At 65.8% G+C, this 14,308-nt stretch carries 13 protein-coding genes and 1 tRNA gene; 11 read left to right on the top strand and 3 right to left on the bottom strand.

Annotated features, from left to right (window positions below; translation table 11 throughout):
* The first annotated feature begins 4 nt into the window (after positions 1–4).
* Both pth and B0I00_RS03050 read left to right on the top strand, forming a co-directional pair.
* Positions 5–574, top strand: a complete 570-nt coding sequence (gene pth / locus B0I00_RS03055) for an aminoacyl-tRNA hydrolase (protein WP_100865856.1) — start codon at positions 5–7, stop codon at positions 572–574.
* Between the two features lie 152 nt (positions 575–726).
* Positions 727–1,443 (top strand): cistern family PEP-CTERM protein, encoded by a 717-nt coding sequence (locus tag B0I00_RS03050; protein ID WP_100865855.1) that lies wholly within the window; start codon positions 727–729, stop codon positions 1,441–1,443.
* A 2-nt stretch (positions 1,444–1,445) separates the two neighbouring features.
* On the opposite strand, the gene B0I00_RS03045 is transcribed toward B0I00_RS03050, so the two are convergent.
* Complete coding sequence (locus B0I00_RS03045) at positions 1,446–2,963, bottom strand: tetratricopeptide repeat protein (RefSeq protein ID WP_100865854.1); 1,518 nt, start codon at positions 2,961–2,963, stop codon at positions 1,446–1,448.
* Positions 2,964–3,082: 119 nt separating this feature from the next.
* Between B0I00_RS03045 and ychF the strand changes: the two genes are divergently transcribed.
* From ychF to B0I00_RS03030, 3 genes are all read left to right on the top strand, one after another.
* On the top strand, positions 3,083–4,183 hold the full coding sequence (ychF, locus tag B0I00_RS03040) for a redox-regulated ATPase YchF (protein ID WP_100865853.1): 1,101 nt from the start codon (positions 3,083–3,085) through the stop codon (positions 4,181–4,183).
* Between the two features lie 101 nt (positions 4,184–4,284).
* Positions 4,285–5,157 carry a DUF1206 domain-containing protein gene (locus tag B0I00_RS03035; protein WP_100865852.1) on the top strand — a complete coding sequence of 291 codons (873 nt, stop codon included), beginning with the start codon at positions 4,285–4,287 and terminating at the stop codon, positions 5,155–5,157.
* Positions 5,158–5,245: 88 nt separating this feature from the next.
* Positions 5,246–5,692, top strand: coding sequence for a MaoC family dehydratase (locus B0I00_RS03030; RefSeq protein ID WP_100866465.1), 447 nt, complete (start codon positions 5,246–5,248; stop codon positions 5,690–5,692).
* A 13-nt stretch (positions 5,693–5,705) separates the two neighbouring features.
* Here B0I00_RS03030 and B0I00_RS03025 read toward each other — a convergent pair whose 3' ends face one another.
* Both B0I00_RS03025 and mutL read right to left on the bottom strand, forming a co-directional pair.
* Entirely contained in the window at positions 5,706–6,218 is a 513-nt protein-coding gene (locus tag B0I00_RS03025; protein WP_100865851.1) for a hypothetical protein, read from the bottom strand.
* Positions 6,218–8,017, bottom strand: coding sequence for a DNA mismatch repair endonuclease MutL (gene mutL, locus B0I00_RS03020; protein ID WP_100865850.1), 1,800 nt, complete (start codon positions 8,015–8,017; stop codon positions 6,218–6,220). The genes B0I00_RS03025 and mutL overlap by 1 nt, the downstream gene beginning before the upstream one ends.
* Before the next feature lie 188 nt (positions 8,018–8,205).
* Between mutL and B0I00_RS03015 the strand changes: the two genes are divergently transcribed.
* From B0I00_RS03015 to B0I00_RS02990, 6 genes are all read left to right on the top strand, one after another.
* Positions 8,206–9,252, top strand: coding sequence for a rod shape-determining protein (locus B0I00_RS03015; protein WP_100865849.1), 1,047 nt, complete (start codon positions 8,206–8,208; stop codon positions 9,250–9,252).
* A gap of 49 nt (positions 9,253–9,301) precedes the next feature.
* Positions 9,302–10,183 carry a rod shape-determining protein MreC gene (gene mreC / locus B0I00_RS03010; protein WP_100865848.1) on the top strand — a complete coding sequence of 294 codons (882 nt, stop codon included), beginning with the start codon at positions 9,302–9,304 and terminating at the stop codon, positions 10,181–10,183.
* Positions 10,184–10,199: 16 nt separating this feature from the next.
* Positions 10,200–10,751 (top strand): rod shape-determining protein MreD, encoded by a 552-nt coding sequence (locus B0I00_RS03005; RefSeq protein WP_100866464.1) that lies wholly within the window; start codon positions 10,200–10,202, stop codon positions 10,749–10,751.
* On the top strand, positions 10,751–12,820 hold the full coding sequence (mrdA, locus tag B0I00_RS03000; RefSeq protein ID WP_100865847.1) for a penicillin-binding protein 2: 2,070 nt from the start codon (positions 10,751–10,753) through the stop codon (positions 12,818–12,820). Before B0I00_RS03005 ends, mrdA begins: the two co-directional genes overlap by 1 nt.
* Positions 12,817–13,932, top strand: coding sequence for a rod shape-determining protein RodA (gene rodA / locus B0I00_RS02995; RefSeq protein ID WP_100865846.1), 1,116 nt, complete (start codon positions 12,817–12,819; stop codon positions 13,930–13,932). The genes mrdA and rodA overlap by 4 nt, the downstream gene beginning before the upstream one ends.
* A 90-nt stretch (positions 13,933–14,022) precedes the next feature.
* Positions 14,023–14,098, top strand: a tRNA-Lys gene (locus B0I00_RS02990).
* The last annotated feature ends 210 nt before the right edge of the window (positions 14,099–14,308 follow it).

Raw genomic sequence — 14,308 nt, 5'->3', positions numbered from 1 at the left:
GCGCATGCAGGTCTGGGTCGGTCTCGGCAATCCGGGCCAGCAATATGCGCTGCACCGGCATAATGTCGGCTTCATGGCGATAGACGCCCTGGCCGAGGTGCACGGCTTCGGCCCGGTCCAGAAGAAGTTCCAGGGTTGGGTCCAGGAAGGACGTATCGGACGGCACCGGATCCTGCTGCTCAAGCCCGCGACCTACATGAACGAAAGCGGCCGTTCGGTCGGCGAGGCGCTGCGCTTCTACAAGCTGGCCGTAGAGGCGCTGACCGTCTTCCACGACGAGCTCGACCTTGCGCCCTTCAAGATCAAGGTGCGCACCGGCGGCGGACTTGCCGGACACAACGGGCTGCGCTCGATCGACAGGCATCTTGGTCCGGAATTTCGCCGGGTGCGGATCGGCATCGGCCATCCCGGCCACAAGGACCGCGTGACGGGCCACGTTCTGGGCAACTATGCCAAAAGCGAGATGGATGCCCTCGCCGACATGCTCGGGGCGATCAGCGCCGAAGCCGGCTGGCTTGCCGACGGCGACGACACGCGCTTCATGAACGAGGTCGCCCTGCGTCTGCACGACTGATCGGCCTGGTTAACCGGATTAGCTGTCAGACTGTCGAAATTCCTTACATCAGCGCTTGCGCCAATAGCGCGTTAATCAACGTTTCCCGCACAAGTCCGCGCTTGGCACGGGCATTGCTTAGTTTGGAGTTAACCAATTACCTGGGGGCTCCCATGACCGTGTTCAAAGCCATTGCACCTCTTGCCGCCATCGCCAGCCTGGCGTTCGCCAGCGCTGCCCACGCAGACACCATCCCGCTGACCCCTGCCAATGTCGGCAACAGCTATACGCTGAACTACAACGGCTTCTCGGGAAATGGCGGCGCGACCATCGCTGGCCTGACCGCCTCGACCACCTTCACGCTCGCCAGCATCAGCACCAACGCCTACGTGTTCAACTACTCGATCACCAACACATCGACCGCGCCTGTTTCGTCGCGCGTATCGTCTTTCGGATTCAACACCAATCCTGACGCCGACGGCGCTTCGTCGACCGGGACGTTCAACTTCGCAACCCTCGACTCGTCCTACCCCAACGGGATTGGCGATATCGATGTGTGCTTCAAGGGTTACGACACCGGATCCTGCGCCGGCGGCGGCGGGGGTGGCATCGACAACGGCCAAACCGGAACGGGCACTTTCACGCTCAGCTTCTTGCAGCCGATAACGGCGCTGACTCTCAGCGATTTCTACGTCCGCTACCAGTCGGTCGAAGGCGTGCGCGGAGTGACCTCGGCCAGCGGTGCCGGCTCGCTCACCAACACGTCGGGCGGGTCGTCGGGCAACCAGGTCCCCGAACCCGGCATGGTCGGACTGATCGGCGGTGCGCTTTTGGCAACCGCGTTCCTTCGCCGCCGCCGCAAGGTCGCTGCGGACGCGGCCTTCGCCTGACTTCAGGGCTTCGCGCGCTCGGCCTCGGCCAGGTGCGCGCGGATCGTCATGTTCCCCGGCGCCTGCTGTGCTCCCTTGCGCAGCAGGCGCTTTCCGTTTTCGACGTCCTGGCCCGACTTGATCCGCACCCAACCCGCCGTGTCGAGCACCGACGCATTGTCCGGCGCGAGCTTTAAAGCCCGGTCGGCGAGAGTGCGCGCACGATTGAAGTTGCCAAGCATGGCCTGGGCATAGGCCATGTTGTTGAGCACGACCACGCTGGTGCCATCGGTATTGTCGAGCAGGCGCTGGTAGGCCGCGCTGGCGCCGGCCCAGTTCCCGGCCTTCATGGCCGCGTCGCCGGTTGCCAGGTCACGGCCCAGTGCTTGGGGCTCGGGTTGCCGCGATCGAGCCTCGTACCGTGCTGCGGCGGGATCTCCGGCGGCCCTGGCCGCCTTGGCCATTAGCGCCAGCTCGTCCTTCACGGCAAAGGGCAGGTCGGCCACCGGCCTCAGCACTTCCATTGCCCCCTTGGCGTCGCCGCTGGCGAGGCGGGCCTCGCCCAATAGTCGCCGCGCGTCGCGGTTGCCCGGAACGGATCGTACGATCGGTTCGAACTGCGCGGTCGCCAGCTCCACCTGCCCGAGACGCAGCAGCGCCTCGCCATAGATCAGGCGGACCGGGTCGATCTGATCGAGGCCGGTTTCGACCGGCTGCACGATGGCCCTGACCCCGGCCCAGTCCTTGCCCTGCGCCGCGGCCTTGGCGCGCAGGAACAGGATGCCGCCGGCGCGCGGGGCGAAAGCGGCAGCGCGATCGAGCACCGCTTTCATTTCGTCCCGTCGCCCCAGGTCGCCCAGCACGGCGGCCTTGCCGATCAAGGCCGCGAGGCTCGAGGGATAACGCCTGGCGGCGTCTTCGTAGAGATCGAGCGCGGACTTGAGGTCGCCGCGGCGAACCGCCAGCTGACCCGCGATCAGCAGCGTATCGATGCTGTGGGGCGCGATACTGGCCGCCTTGGCGGCAAGCTCGGTCGCGCCGGCCACGTCGCCTGCGATAAGTTTGAAGCGGGCATAGTCCGCCAGCAGCCGTGCGTTCCCACCCTCTGCCAGACCGCGCTCGAAATGAATGATAGCGGTGCGGTTGTCTTCCTGCTGGATCGCAGCGAGCGCGCGGATGCGTTCGGCCTCGACGCTGTCCAGTCCGGCCAGCGCGGCAACGGCGAGGTCGGGCTTGGCGCGCAGCAAGGCGGCCTCCCCCGCCATTTCCGCAAGCTCGCCTGTGGGCGCCTTGCTCCCGGCGAGCTGCTCTATCGCAACTCGTGCCCCTTCGCCGTCGCCAAGCGCAAGCAAGGTTCGCGCCTGAAGCGCGAGCATGGCCTGGTCGCCCGGCTTCTTGGCCAGAGCTGCAGCAAGATGGATCCGCGCGGCCGGATAGTCGTTGGCGGCGAATGCCTCCTGCGCCTTGGTCAGCCGGTCCTCCGGGCTGTCGGCGCAGGATGCCAGAGCAAGCAGTGCGGCAAGGAGGATCAGCTTCTTCATCGCGGGTCCTATACGTCAAAGCGCTGAAATTAGAGTGAAGGCAATTGCACCGTCTCGAAACTGGCCAAAGCGCCCCGCCCCCGCTATGGGCCGCCGCTTGCAGAGGTACGGAGTGAATCATGGGTTTTCGTTGCGGGATCGTCGGGCTGCCCAATGTCGGGAAGTCGACGCTGTTCAACGCGCTGACTGAAACGCAGGCGGCACAGGCGGCGAATTACCCGTTCTGCACGATCGAGCCCAATGTCGGGCAGGTCGGCGTGCCCGACCCGCGGCTCGACAAGCTGGCGGCGATCGCCGGTTCGGCCAAGATCATCCCGACCCAATTGAGCTTCGTCGACATCGCAGGTCTCGTGCGCGGCGCGAGCAAGGGTGAAGGCCTCGGCAACCAGTTCCTCGGCAACATCCGCGAGGTCGACGCGATCGTCCACGTGCTGCGCTGCTTCGTCAACGACGACATCCAGCATGTCGACAACAAGATCGACCCCGTTTCCGATGCCGAAACAGTCGAAACCGAATTGATGCTGTCCGATCTCGAAAGTCTGGAGAAGCGCGTTCCCGCCGCGCAGAAGAAGGCCGCGCAGGGCGACAAGGAAGCCAAGCTGATGGCTGGCGTTCTCGGCCGCGCGCTCGATCTGCTGCGCGACGGGAAGCCGGCCCGCCTTGCCCGTCCGGACGACGAGGAAGAGCTGCGGGTGTTCGACCAGGCCCAGCTCCTCACCGCCAAGCCCGTGCTGTACGTCTGCAACGTCGAGGAGGAAAGCGCGGCAAGCGGCAACGCCTTCACCGAAGCGGTCTTTGCCAAGGCCAAGGCGGAAGGCGCCAACGCGGTGATCGTTTCGGCGGCGATCGAAAGCGAGCTGGTCGGCATGGAGCCGGACGAGCGGATAGTATTCCTTGAGGAGATGGGCCTGTCGGAGACCGGGCTCGCGCGGGTGATCCGCTCGGGATACGACCTGCTGCACCTGATCACCTTCTTCACCGTCGGCCCCAAAGAGGCTCGCGCCTGGACCGTCCACAAGGGCGCCAAGGCGCCCGAAGCAGCCGGCGAGATCCATTCCGACATGCAGCGCGGCTTCATCCGGGCCGAAACGATCGCCTATGAAGACTACGTCGCGCTGGGCGGCGAAACCGCGGCCAAGGATGCCGGCAAGCTTCGCCAGGAGGGCAAGGAATACCTCGTGGCCGATGGCGACGTAATGCACTTCAAGTTCAACGTCTGACCGCTGCCGGGAACCAACGCCGTGCCGGCGCGCTAGTCGGCCATGAGCGATTTGTCCCGGTACTCGAACCACGTCCGCACAGCCGGCAGCGGTGCGCACGCGTGACGGCGGAAGCGGCAATCCACGAGTTGACGCGGCTCGACGTGATTGCCCGCGTCGGCATGGCGGCGCGGGGCATCGTCTATGTCATCATCGGCTATCTGGTGTTCGACTCGGGGCGTCATGCCGACGAGGGCCAGACCGGGGCCTTTGCTGCCCTTGCCGAGGTGCCGATGGGCTGGATCCTGCTCGTCTTGGTGGCCGCCGGACTGTTCGCCTACGCAGTCTATCGCCTGGCCACGGCCCTGTTCGATGCCGACCGGAACGGCACGGACGCCATGGGGATCATCAACCGGATCGGCCATGCCGGTGTCGCCCTGACCTATTTCGTCCTGTCCTATCTTGCGGCCGAAATCGCGATGGGCCTGCGCCATGTCGGACAGGAATCAGAGGACGGAACCAGTCGAATGCTGGCTGAACAGTTGCTCGACATGCCGCTTGGCCCGATCCTGCTCGGCTTGGTCGGGATCGGCTTTCTGGTATCGCTGGTGCTCAACGTGAAGAACGCACTGCTCGGCAAGCACATGAAGCATTGCGCGGCGAACGCGCCAGGCTTCGTGGCCCAGGCCGGCCGTTTCGGCATGTTTACCCAGGCCGCAATCGCCGGAATGATCGGGTGGTCGATGCTGCGCGCGGCGTGGTTCGAATCGAGCCGGCAAGCCGTCGGCATGGGCGGCGCGATCGAGGGAATCCGCAGCCAGGCGCTGCTCTACAACGCCATCGCGTTCGGGCTGATGCTGTTCGGCGCCTTCAGCCTGATGCAAGCGCGCTGGCGGATCGTGCCCAAGATCGACGTGGTCGAGGAAGCGAAGGACAAGGCCGGGGCGGCCAAGGAAAAGATCGACGCAGTGCGCGAAGAGGCGAAGGCAGGCTAGCTGCGACCGATGGCTTGACCGTCATCGCGGTCCCGACCCACAAGGCGTCACGACAACCGAGAGGAAGACGCCTGCCATGGACGATGGACTGACCTATTTCGAGGATCTGGAAGTTGGTACCATTGCCCGTTTCGGGCGCTACGAGGTTACCCGCGAGGAAGTTCTATCCTTCGCCTCTGCTTATGATCCGCAGCCCTTTCACCTGTCCGATGCAGCCGCGGCGGAGACCCACTTCGGGCGCATTTCGGCCAGCGGCTGGCACACCTGCGCGATGACGATGCGGATGCTGGTCGACAACATCACCGACCGCAAGCAAGCCGGCCTCGGATCGCCCGGGCTTGACGAACTGCGCTGGCTGAAGCCGGTCTATCCGGGCGACGTGTTGCGCGTGGAATCCGAACTGGTGTCCAAGACCCCCAGTCGATCGCGCCCCGAAATGGGCAGTTTCCAGTCCTTGGTGCGAGTATTCAACCAGGATGATACCGTCGTGATGACGATGAAGTCGATCGGCCTCATCCGCACGAGGCCAAACTGACCAGACAGTCTCGTCAATTATCCTTGCAGTGGATCGGCCCCGCCTGGCGCACCACTTCGCGGCCCCAGCCGTCGAACACGGTCAATTCGGCCGTGTATTCGGCCTCCCCGCTGGTTGCGGACGGCTTGGCGTCCTTGTCGGTGCGGCGGATGGTCAGGGTGTTGTTCTTGCCGGTGTAGTGTTCCCAGGCCCCCATCTCGAGCTTGGATCCGCCGATGTCTGCGTAAAGCACCTGCAGTTCGGCGGTCACCTTGATTACCGCGCGGCCCGACTGGGCGATGACGGTGGGATTTGTCCCGTCCCTGCTGCCGAAGGTGCAACCAGCGCCGTAGAAATTGTTCGCTTCCACGTCCTGGCGCGTGATCGGTTCGAGCCGCAGCGGCTGAAGCGGGGGCTTGGCGTTCTGTGCCGCCTCGACCTCGGCAATGTCGGCGGCGACCTTGCTGGCGCGCTCGGCCTTTTCCTCCTCGCTCGGTCCGCAGGCGGCCAACAGAGCGAGCGGAACCAGAACAGCAAAGCGGCGCATCAGCGTCTCCCGAACAGCTTCTCGATGTCGCCGTGCGCCAGCTTGACCCAGGTTGGCCGGCCGTGGTTGCACTGGCCGGAACGGGGGGTCACTTCCATCTCGCGAAGCAGGGCGTTCATCTCTGCCACCGACAACGCACGGCCGGCCCGAACGCTCCCGTGGCAGGCCATGGTCGCCAACACATGGTCGAGCCGTTCGCCCAGCAGCAGGGCGTCGCCGTTCTGGGCAAGGTCGTCGGCCACGTCCCGCACGAGAGCCTGCACATCGCCCTTACCCAGGGCCGCAGGCACGGTGCGGACCAGCAACGCGGTCGGCCCGAACCGCTCGAGCGCCAGGCCGAAGCGCGCCAGGTGCGGCGCGGCAGCCTCGACGCGGTCGCAGTCGGGCTCGTCCAGTTCGACCACTTCGGGGATCAGCAGAGCCTGCGCCGCGGTCACCGCGTCCTGCGCGCCCGCAGCCTTGAGCCGTTCGAGAACCAGACGTTCATGGGCGGCGTGCTGGTCGACGATGACCAGACCATCCTCCGCCTCGGCCACGATGTAGGTCCGGGCCACTTGTCCGCGCGCCACGCCAAGCGGGTGGCTGGACGCCGGTTCGACCCGCTCCTCAGCCAGTTCGGCGCGGCCCTGCGGAGGGGCCATGATCGCCTGTTCGTAACCGCGCCAGGCCTGCCCCGCCTCGCGCACGCCGGCCGAGCCGTATTCGCGCGCAAACAGCGAGGATAGCGCCGGCGCCGCTTCGGGCGCGCGGGCAATCGGTTCCGTCTGCCACATTCCCATCGCCGAGCCGGCGGGCGCCTGTGCGCTTTTCTGCCCGGCCCCTTCCAGTGCGTGACGCAGCCCGGAAACGAGGAACCCCCGAATGAAGGCCGGATCGCGGAAGCGCACCTCGGTCTTCGCCGGGTGGACGTTGACGTCGACCTCATCGGCCGGAACGTCGAGGAACAGCGCCAGCACCGCATGGCGGTCGCGGGCGAGCATGTCGGCATAGGCGCCGCGCACCGCGCCCACCAGCAGCCGGTCTTTCACCGGCCTCCCATTGACGAAGAGGAACTGGTGATCGGCCACGCCGCGATTGAAGGTCGGCAGGCCGGCGACGCCGGTAAGACGTACCGGGCCGCGTTCGAGGTCGATGGCGACGCCGTCCTCGGCCAGCTCGCGCGCAACGATCCGCGCCACGCGCGCTGCCAGCGCCTCGTCCGGCTGCACGGCGAGAACGCGGCGGCCATCGTGTTCAAGCGTGAAGCCGACTTCCGGCCGCGCCATGGCCAGGCGGCGCACCACATCGAGGCAGGCGGCGTATTCGCTTCGGGCCGAACGCAGGAACTTGCGCCGCGCCGGCACCTTGCCGAACAGGCTGTCCACAGTGATCCGTGTGCCCGGCGGCAGGGCTGCGGGCCCTTCGGCCACGACTTCGCCGTGATCGACCATGCGGCGCCAGCCTTCGCCGCTGCCGCGCGGGCGGCTTTCCAGCGTGAGGCGCGCGACGCTGGCGATCGAGGGCAAGGCCTCGCCTCTGAAGCCGAGGGTCACCACTTGCTCGATCGCCTCATCGGGCAGCTTGGATGTGGCATGGCGTTCGAGCGCGAGGGCGATCTCGTCCGGCGTCATGCCGCAGCCGTCGTCGATCACCTCGATCCCGTCCACACCGCCTGCGGTCAGCCGCACCAGGATCGATCGCGACCCGGCATCGATCGCGTTCTCGACGAGCTCCTTGAGCGCCGAGGCGGGCCGTTCCACCACCTCGCCAGCGGCGATGCGGTTGACGAGGTTTTCAGGCAGGCGGCGGATGACTGGCATGGGCTATCGACCCTAGCGACGAAGCGGCGATTTTTTAAGGTCGGTCGATCCGATATCCGGAACCATTCGCACAAATTTTTGGCCTTTGTTTCGCCTTCGCGCTAATGCCACCGCTTCCTCGCCCACCGCCGGTACTGTGACTGGCGCGATTCACGCGCCAAGCTGCCGGAAAACATACGGATTTCTCAATGGCTTCGTTCTTTTCGCGATTCTTCAAGTTTGGTGCGCAGAACATGGCGATCGACCTGGGGACGGCGAACACGCTGGTCTATGTTCAGGACCGCGGGATCGTGCTGAACGAGCCGTCGGTGGTGGCGATCGAGACGATCAACGGGATCAAGCGCGTCAAGGCCGTGGGCGACGATGCCAAGATGATGATGGGCAAGACCCCCGACAGCATCGAAGCGATCCGTCCGCTGCGCGACGGGGTCATCGCCGACATCGAAATCGCCGAAGAAATGATCAAGCACTTCATCCGCAAGGTCCATGGCAAGCGCACCTTCATGCCGCTGCCGGAAATCGTGATCTGCGTCCCCTCGGGCTCGACCTCGGTCGAACGACGCGCCATCCGCGACGCGGCCAGCAACGCCGGGGCCAGCTCGGTCTTCCTGATCCTCGAACCGATGGCTGCGGCCATCGGCGCCGACATGCCGGTGACCGAACCCGTGGGTTCGATGGTGGTCGATATCGGCGGCGGCACCACCGAAGTTGCCGTCCTCTCGCTGCGCGGTCTCGCCTATACGACTTCGGTGCGCGTCGGCGGCGACAAGATGGACGAAGCGATCGTCAGCTACGTGCGCCGCCACCACAATCTGCTGATTGGCGAAGCTACGGCCGAACGCATCAAGAAGGATTACGGTTGCGCCACTGTGCCGGTCGACGGCGTTGGCGAGACGATCCATTTGAAGGGCCGCGACCTCGTCAACGGCGTGCCCAAGGAAATCACTATCACCCAGGCGAACATCGCCGAAGCCTTGTCCGAACCGATCGGCGCGATCATCGAAGGCGTGCGCATCGCACTGGAAAATACCGCACCTGAACTGGCTGCCGACATTGTCGACCAAGGCATCGTCCTGACCGGCGGCGGCGCGCTGATCCAGGGTCTTGACGAATATCTGCGCGAAGAAACCGGACTGCCGGTCTCGATCGCGGAAGATCCGCTGTCCTGCGTGGCGCTCGGTACCGGCCGCGCCATGGAAGATCCGATCTACCGCGGCGTGCTGATGACGGCCTGATTAAGGATTGCCTGCCATAATTGGCGCAGGCTGAAGGAGTGAACTTGGCATGGCGCCGCCCGTCAACCGGCGCCCGGGATATTCCCGCAGGGCGCAATACGGAACATTTTTCGGCTACGTCCTCGCGGTGATCGGGGCCGGCCTCGGCGTGCTTCTGCTGGTGGTATCGACGGGCAACGCCTCGGCCTTTGCCGGGCTGCGCGCCACGGCCGACGACGCCGTGGCTCCGGTCGGCCGCGCCTCGGCGGCCACGCGCGACAGCACCCAGACGTTCTTCTCCGTCGTCAGCGGCTATTTCACCGCGGGCTTCCGCAACGCCCGGCTCGAAAAGGAGGTCGCCGCCGCGCGGATCCGCCTTGCCGAGGCGGAAGCCATCAAGGGCGAAAACGGCCGCCTCAAGGCCATGCTCGGCCTGATGGAAGAAGACCCGCGACCTGTCACCGTCGCCCGCCTGATCGCATCGACCTCTACCAGCACCCGCCGTTTTGCCACTCTCGGCGCCGGGGCCAACCGCCACGTCGGCGTGGGCATGCCGGTGCGATCGCCGTTGGGCGTTGTCGGCCGCGTGCTCGAAGTGGGCAGCAACACCTCGCGCGTGCTGCTCATCACCGACACCGAAAGCATCGTGCCCGTCCGGCGGGCCAGCGATGGCCTGCCTGCCTACGCGACGGGCCGTGCCGACGGATCGCTGCAGATCCGGCTGATCAACCTGGGCGTCAATCCCCTGAAGAAGGGCGATGCCTTCGTGACCTCCGGATCGGGCGGACTTTACCGGCCCAACATCGCGGTGGCCGTGGTCAGCGAACTGACCCGCGACGGCGCGGTTGGCCGCCCGCTGAGCGATCCGGGCAGCACCGATTTCGTTGCAGTCGACGAACCGTTCGCCCCGAGCGTTGCGCTTAGCGTCGCACCTGCCGCGCCGGCTCCGTGAGGCGATTTTCGCGCTGATGCCCACGCCCCTGCCCCGCCAGCTCCAGCAGATCGGTCGCCAGCGGATCAACCGTGCCCCTTCGCCGGTGATCGCGGTGACCCTTCCCTGGGTGCTGGTCATGCTGGGCAGCCTCAGCCCGCTGCTGCCGATGATCGCCTCGGCCCCGGTGGTGCCGCCGTTCGGGTTCCTGCTTCTGATCGGATGGCAGCAACTGCGACCCGGCCTGTTCCCGGTCTGGGCCGGCCTTCCGCTCGGCCTGTTCGACGACCTGTTCAGCGGCCAACCGTTCGGTTCCGCCGTCTTGCTCTGGTCGGCGACGATGATCGGGCTCGATGTGCTGGAAGTGCGGTTTCCCTGGCGCGGGTTCTGGATCAACTGGCTGGTCGCCGGGGCGCTGATCACCGTCTACCTGATGCTGGGCCTCGCGTTGTCGAATGTCGCAGGCGGTCACGCGCCGCTCGCCGTCCTGCTGCCGCAACTGGTCGTCTCGATCCTCACCTACCCGCTGGCGGCGCGGCTGGTCGGCCTGTTCGACCGGCTGCGACTGGTCCCGCTCAAGGCGGTATGATGTTCAACGAGCCGCGGCACGTCAGCACGGGCACCCTGCGCAACAGCTTCGAGCGGCGCGGCGTGCTCATCGCCGGGTTGCAGACCGGCCTCGGCGTGCTGCTGGCGGTGCGGACGGGGTGGATCGGTGTCGTCCAGAACGCCAAGTACGAAACGGCGTCGGAGAGCAACCGCGTCAACCTGACCTTGATCCCGCCGCGGCGCGGCCTGATCCTCGATCGCAACGACAATCCGCTCGCCGCCAACCGCTCGGACTACCGCGTCGACCTGATCCCCGAGCGCCTCGCCGACACCAGCGGCACGATCGCCGAGCTGGGCAAGCTGCTCGGCCTCGGCCCCGACAAGCTTCAGGACCTTGCCGACAGGGTCGACAAGGCCCACCGCTTCCAGCCGGTCGAAGTCGCCTCGGGCCTCGAATGGGACAAGTTCGCGGCGGTCAGCGTGCGCTTGCCCGACCTGCCCGGCGTCATCGCCCAGCGTGGTTTCTCCCGCAGCTATCCGACCGGTCCGTCGGTCGGCCATCTCGTCGGCTACGTCGGCCCTGCATCGGCGGAGGACTACGAGAAGGACCGCAATCCTCTCCTGATCACGCCCGGCTACAAGGTCGGCAAGGATTCGCTCGAGAAGTTCTTCGAGCCGTCGCTGCGCGGCGTTCCCGGTGCCCGCCGTGCCGAGGTGACCGCCAGCGGCAAGATCGTGCGTGACCTCGACATGCGCGAGGATGTCCAGGGCGAGGCGCTCAAGCTGACCATCGATGGCGGGCTCCAGGACTATGCGGCGCGGCGCATCGGCCTTGAATCGGCGGCCTGCGTGGTAATCGACTGCACCGATGGCGCGATCCTCGCCCTCACGTCGATGCCCTCGTTCGATCCCAACGCCTTTGTCGGCGGGATCGGGCGGCTGCAGTGGAAGATGCTGAACGAGGACGATCACATCCCCCTGCTCAACAAGTCGGTTCGCGGTCTTTATCCGCCAGGTTCGACGATGAAACCCATGGCCAGCCTGGCTCTGCAGGTAGCCGGTGTGTCGCCGGACGAGGTGGTCAACTGTCCCGGCGGCTACCGACTGGGCAGTCGCTTCTTCCGCTGCGACGCGACCCACGGCGCGACCGACATGCGCAAGGCGATCGAGCAGAGCTGCAACACCTATTTCTGGTCGATGGCGCACCGGGTGGGTTATGACGCCATCGCGCCTGTCGCCAAGGTTCTGGGCCTCGGCGTCGAATTCGACCTGCCCGGAATCAACCAGCGGTACGGGACCATCCCCGACGCGGCGTGGAAGATGCGCAAGTTCAAGCAGGAATGGACCGCAGCCGATTCGCTCAACGCGTCGATCGGGCAGGGTTATGTCTCGGTCTCGCCCTTGCAGCTTGCGGTGATGAGCGCGCGGATCGCCACCGGCAAGAACCTCCAGCCCTATTTGTTGCACGGCCAGAAGAAGCCGCCCGGTCCGGCGCTGCCCTTCACGTCCGAACAGCTCGGCGTGGTTCACGAAGGCATGTGGCGCGTGGTCAACGGAAGCGGAACTGCGCGCGGCAGCCAGTTGAAGCTCGACAGCGGCGTCCAGATGGCCGGCAAGACCGGCACCGCGCAGGTCCGCGCCCTCGTCGCGCGCGGCCATTTCGGCGACTGGAAGGGCCGCGATCACGCGCTGTTCGTCAGCTATGCCCCGGCCGACAACCCGCGTTATGCCATCGCGGTCGTGGTTGAACACGGCACCTTCGGCGCACGCGCGGCGGCGCCGATCGCCAAGGACGTCTACACCTACCTGTTCGATCCCGGCAAAGCGTGGGAAACGCTGCTCGAGATGGAAAAAGGCTGGGGCGGCACACCCGCCGATCGGATGGCCCGCAAATATGCCAGCTTCGTCGCCCAGTACGGCGGGACCGCGCCCAAGGTCGAAGCCGACAAGGCCGTGACTGCCGCGCTCAACCGTCCCGACCCCTCCCCGATCCCGGTCGAAACGGTCATCAGCGAGGACGAGACCCCGCCCAGCGGTGCGCCCGTCGCAACCCCCTCGCCTTCCGGCGCGCCGTCTGCCTCGCCGCCCGCCGAAGGAACCACCCCATGAGGCACGGCGTCGTCCCGGAAGCCATCGCCCGCGAACCATGGGATCTGCTGATCCCGCTGTTCGTGCTCAACACATTCGGTTCGGTCGTGCTCTATTCCGCGGCCGGCGGACACCTGTGGCCCTGGGCCATGCTGCACGAAATCCACTTTGCCGTATTTCTGGCCATGGCCTTCGTGATTTCGCGCGTGCCCAAGGAGGTGTTCAAGTGGGCGGCGATCCCGATCTACGTCGCGGTCGTCATCATGCTGGTGCTGGTCGACTTGGTCGGCGCGGTCAAGGGCGGCAGCCAGCGTTGGCTCGACCTCGGGTTCATGCAACTGCAGCCGTCAGAGCTCATGAAGCCGACGATCGTTCTGGCCCTTGCCAAGTTCTTCGACCTGATGCCGCCCGGCATGACGCGCACCTGGCGCATCCTGGTGCCGCTCGGCGGGATTGTCGGCGTACCTGCGCTTCTGGTCATGGCCCAGCCCGATCTTGGCACGGGGCTGTCGATCACGGCGGGTGCGGTGGTCGTCGTGTTCCTGGCCGGACTGCCGATGTGGTGGTTCATCGGTGCCGGCGCCGCGGTCGCGGTCGTCGCCCCGCTGGCCTTCTTCACCCTGCTGCACGGCTACCAGCGCGACCGGGTGATGGTGTTCCTCGATCCCGAGAGCGACCCGCTCGGCAAGGGTTATCACATCACGCAGTCCAAAATCGCGATCGGATCGGGCGGCTTCTGGGGCAAGGGCTTCGGCAACGGCAGCCAGAGCCACCTCGATTACCTGCCGGAGGCGCACACCGACTTCGCCTTTGCCACCATGGCCGAGGAATGGGGCTTGGCCGGCGGCATCTTCACCATCGCGATCTTCCTGTGGGTGTTCCGCTGGGGCATGCGCGTGGCGCAGAACGCGCCAGACCGCTTCTCCGGCCTGCTGGCGGCCGGCATGACCTTCACGATCTTTTTCTACATGGCGATCAACACGATGATGGTCCTCGGCCTGGCACCGGTGGTCGGCATCCCGTTGCCGTGGATCAGTCACGGCGGCTCCGCCTTGATGACCAACATGATCTGCATCGGCACGCTCATGGCGGTCGATCGCTGGAACCGCAGGGGCCGCTCTCTCGGCATCTGAAAAAAGTGCAATTGCCCCCTTTGCAGCGTCAAAAAGATCGTTATAGGGGCGTCTCCCGACGCGTCGGGCCTCGCGGAGTACCGCCCGTGTGGACGCATAGCTCAGTTGGTAGAGCAGCTGACTCTTAATCAGCGGGTCCTTGGTTCGAGCCCAAGTGCGTCCACCACATTTCTCTATTAAATCAATTCCTTAATAAGGCGGCGAGCGGCCCCTGCCAGCGGGGCCTAGCTCCTAGGTAGCTCTCTAGGTAGCAGGCCAAAAAATCATCCTCGCTGTCAAACGAACGCACTTCGGATTCTACTTCCCCAAACTCGCCCGATTTAAGTAGGCCTTCCGAGTGATATCGCGCCAAAGCGAGTTCGGCCGGAGGACAAGC

The organism is Novosphingobium kunmingense (assembly GCF_002813245.1).
Classification (GTDB): Bacteria; Pseudomonadota; Alphaproteobacteria; order Sphingomonadales; family Sphingomonadaceae; genus Novosphingobium; species Novosphingobium kunmingense.
This window is presented reverse-complemented; position numbering and strand designations above follow the sequence as displayed.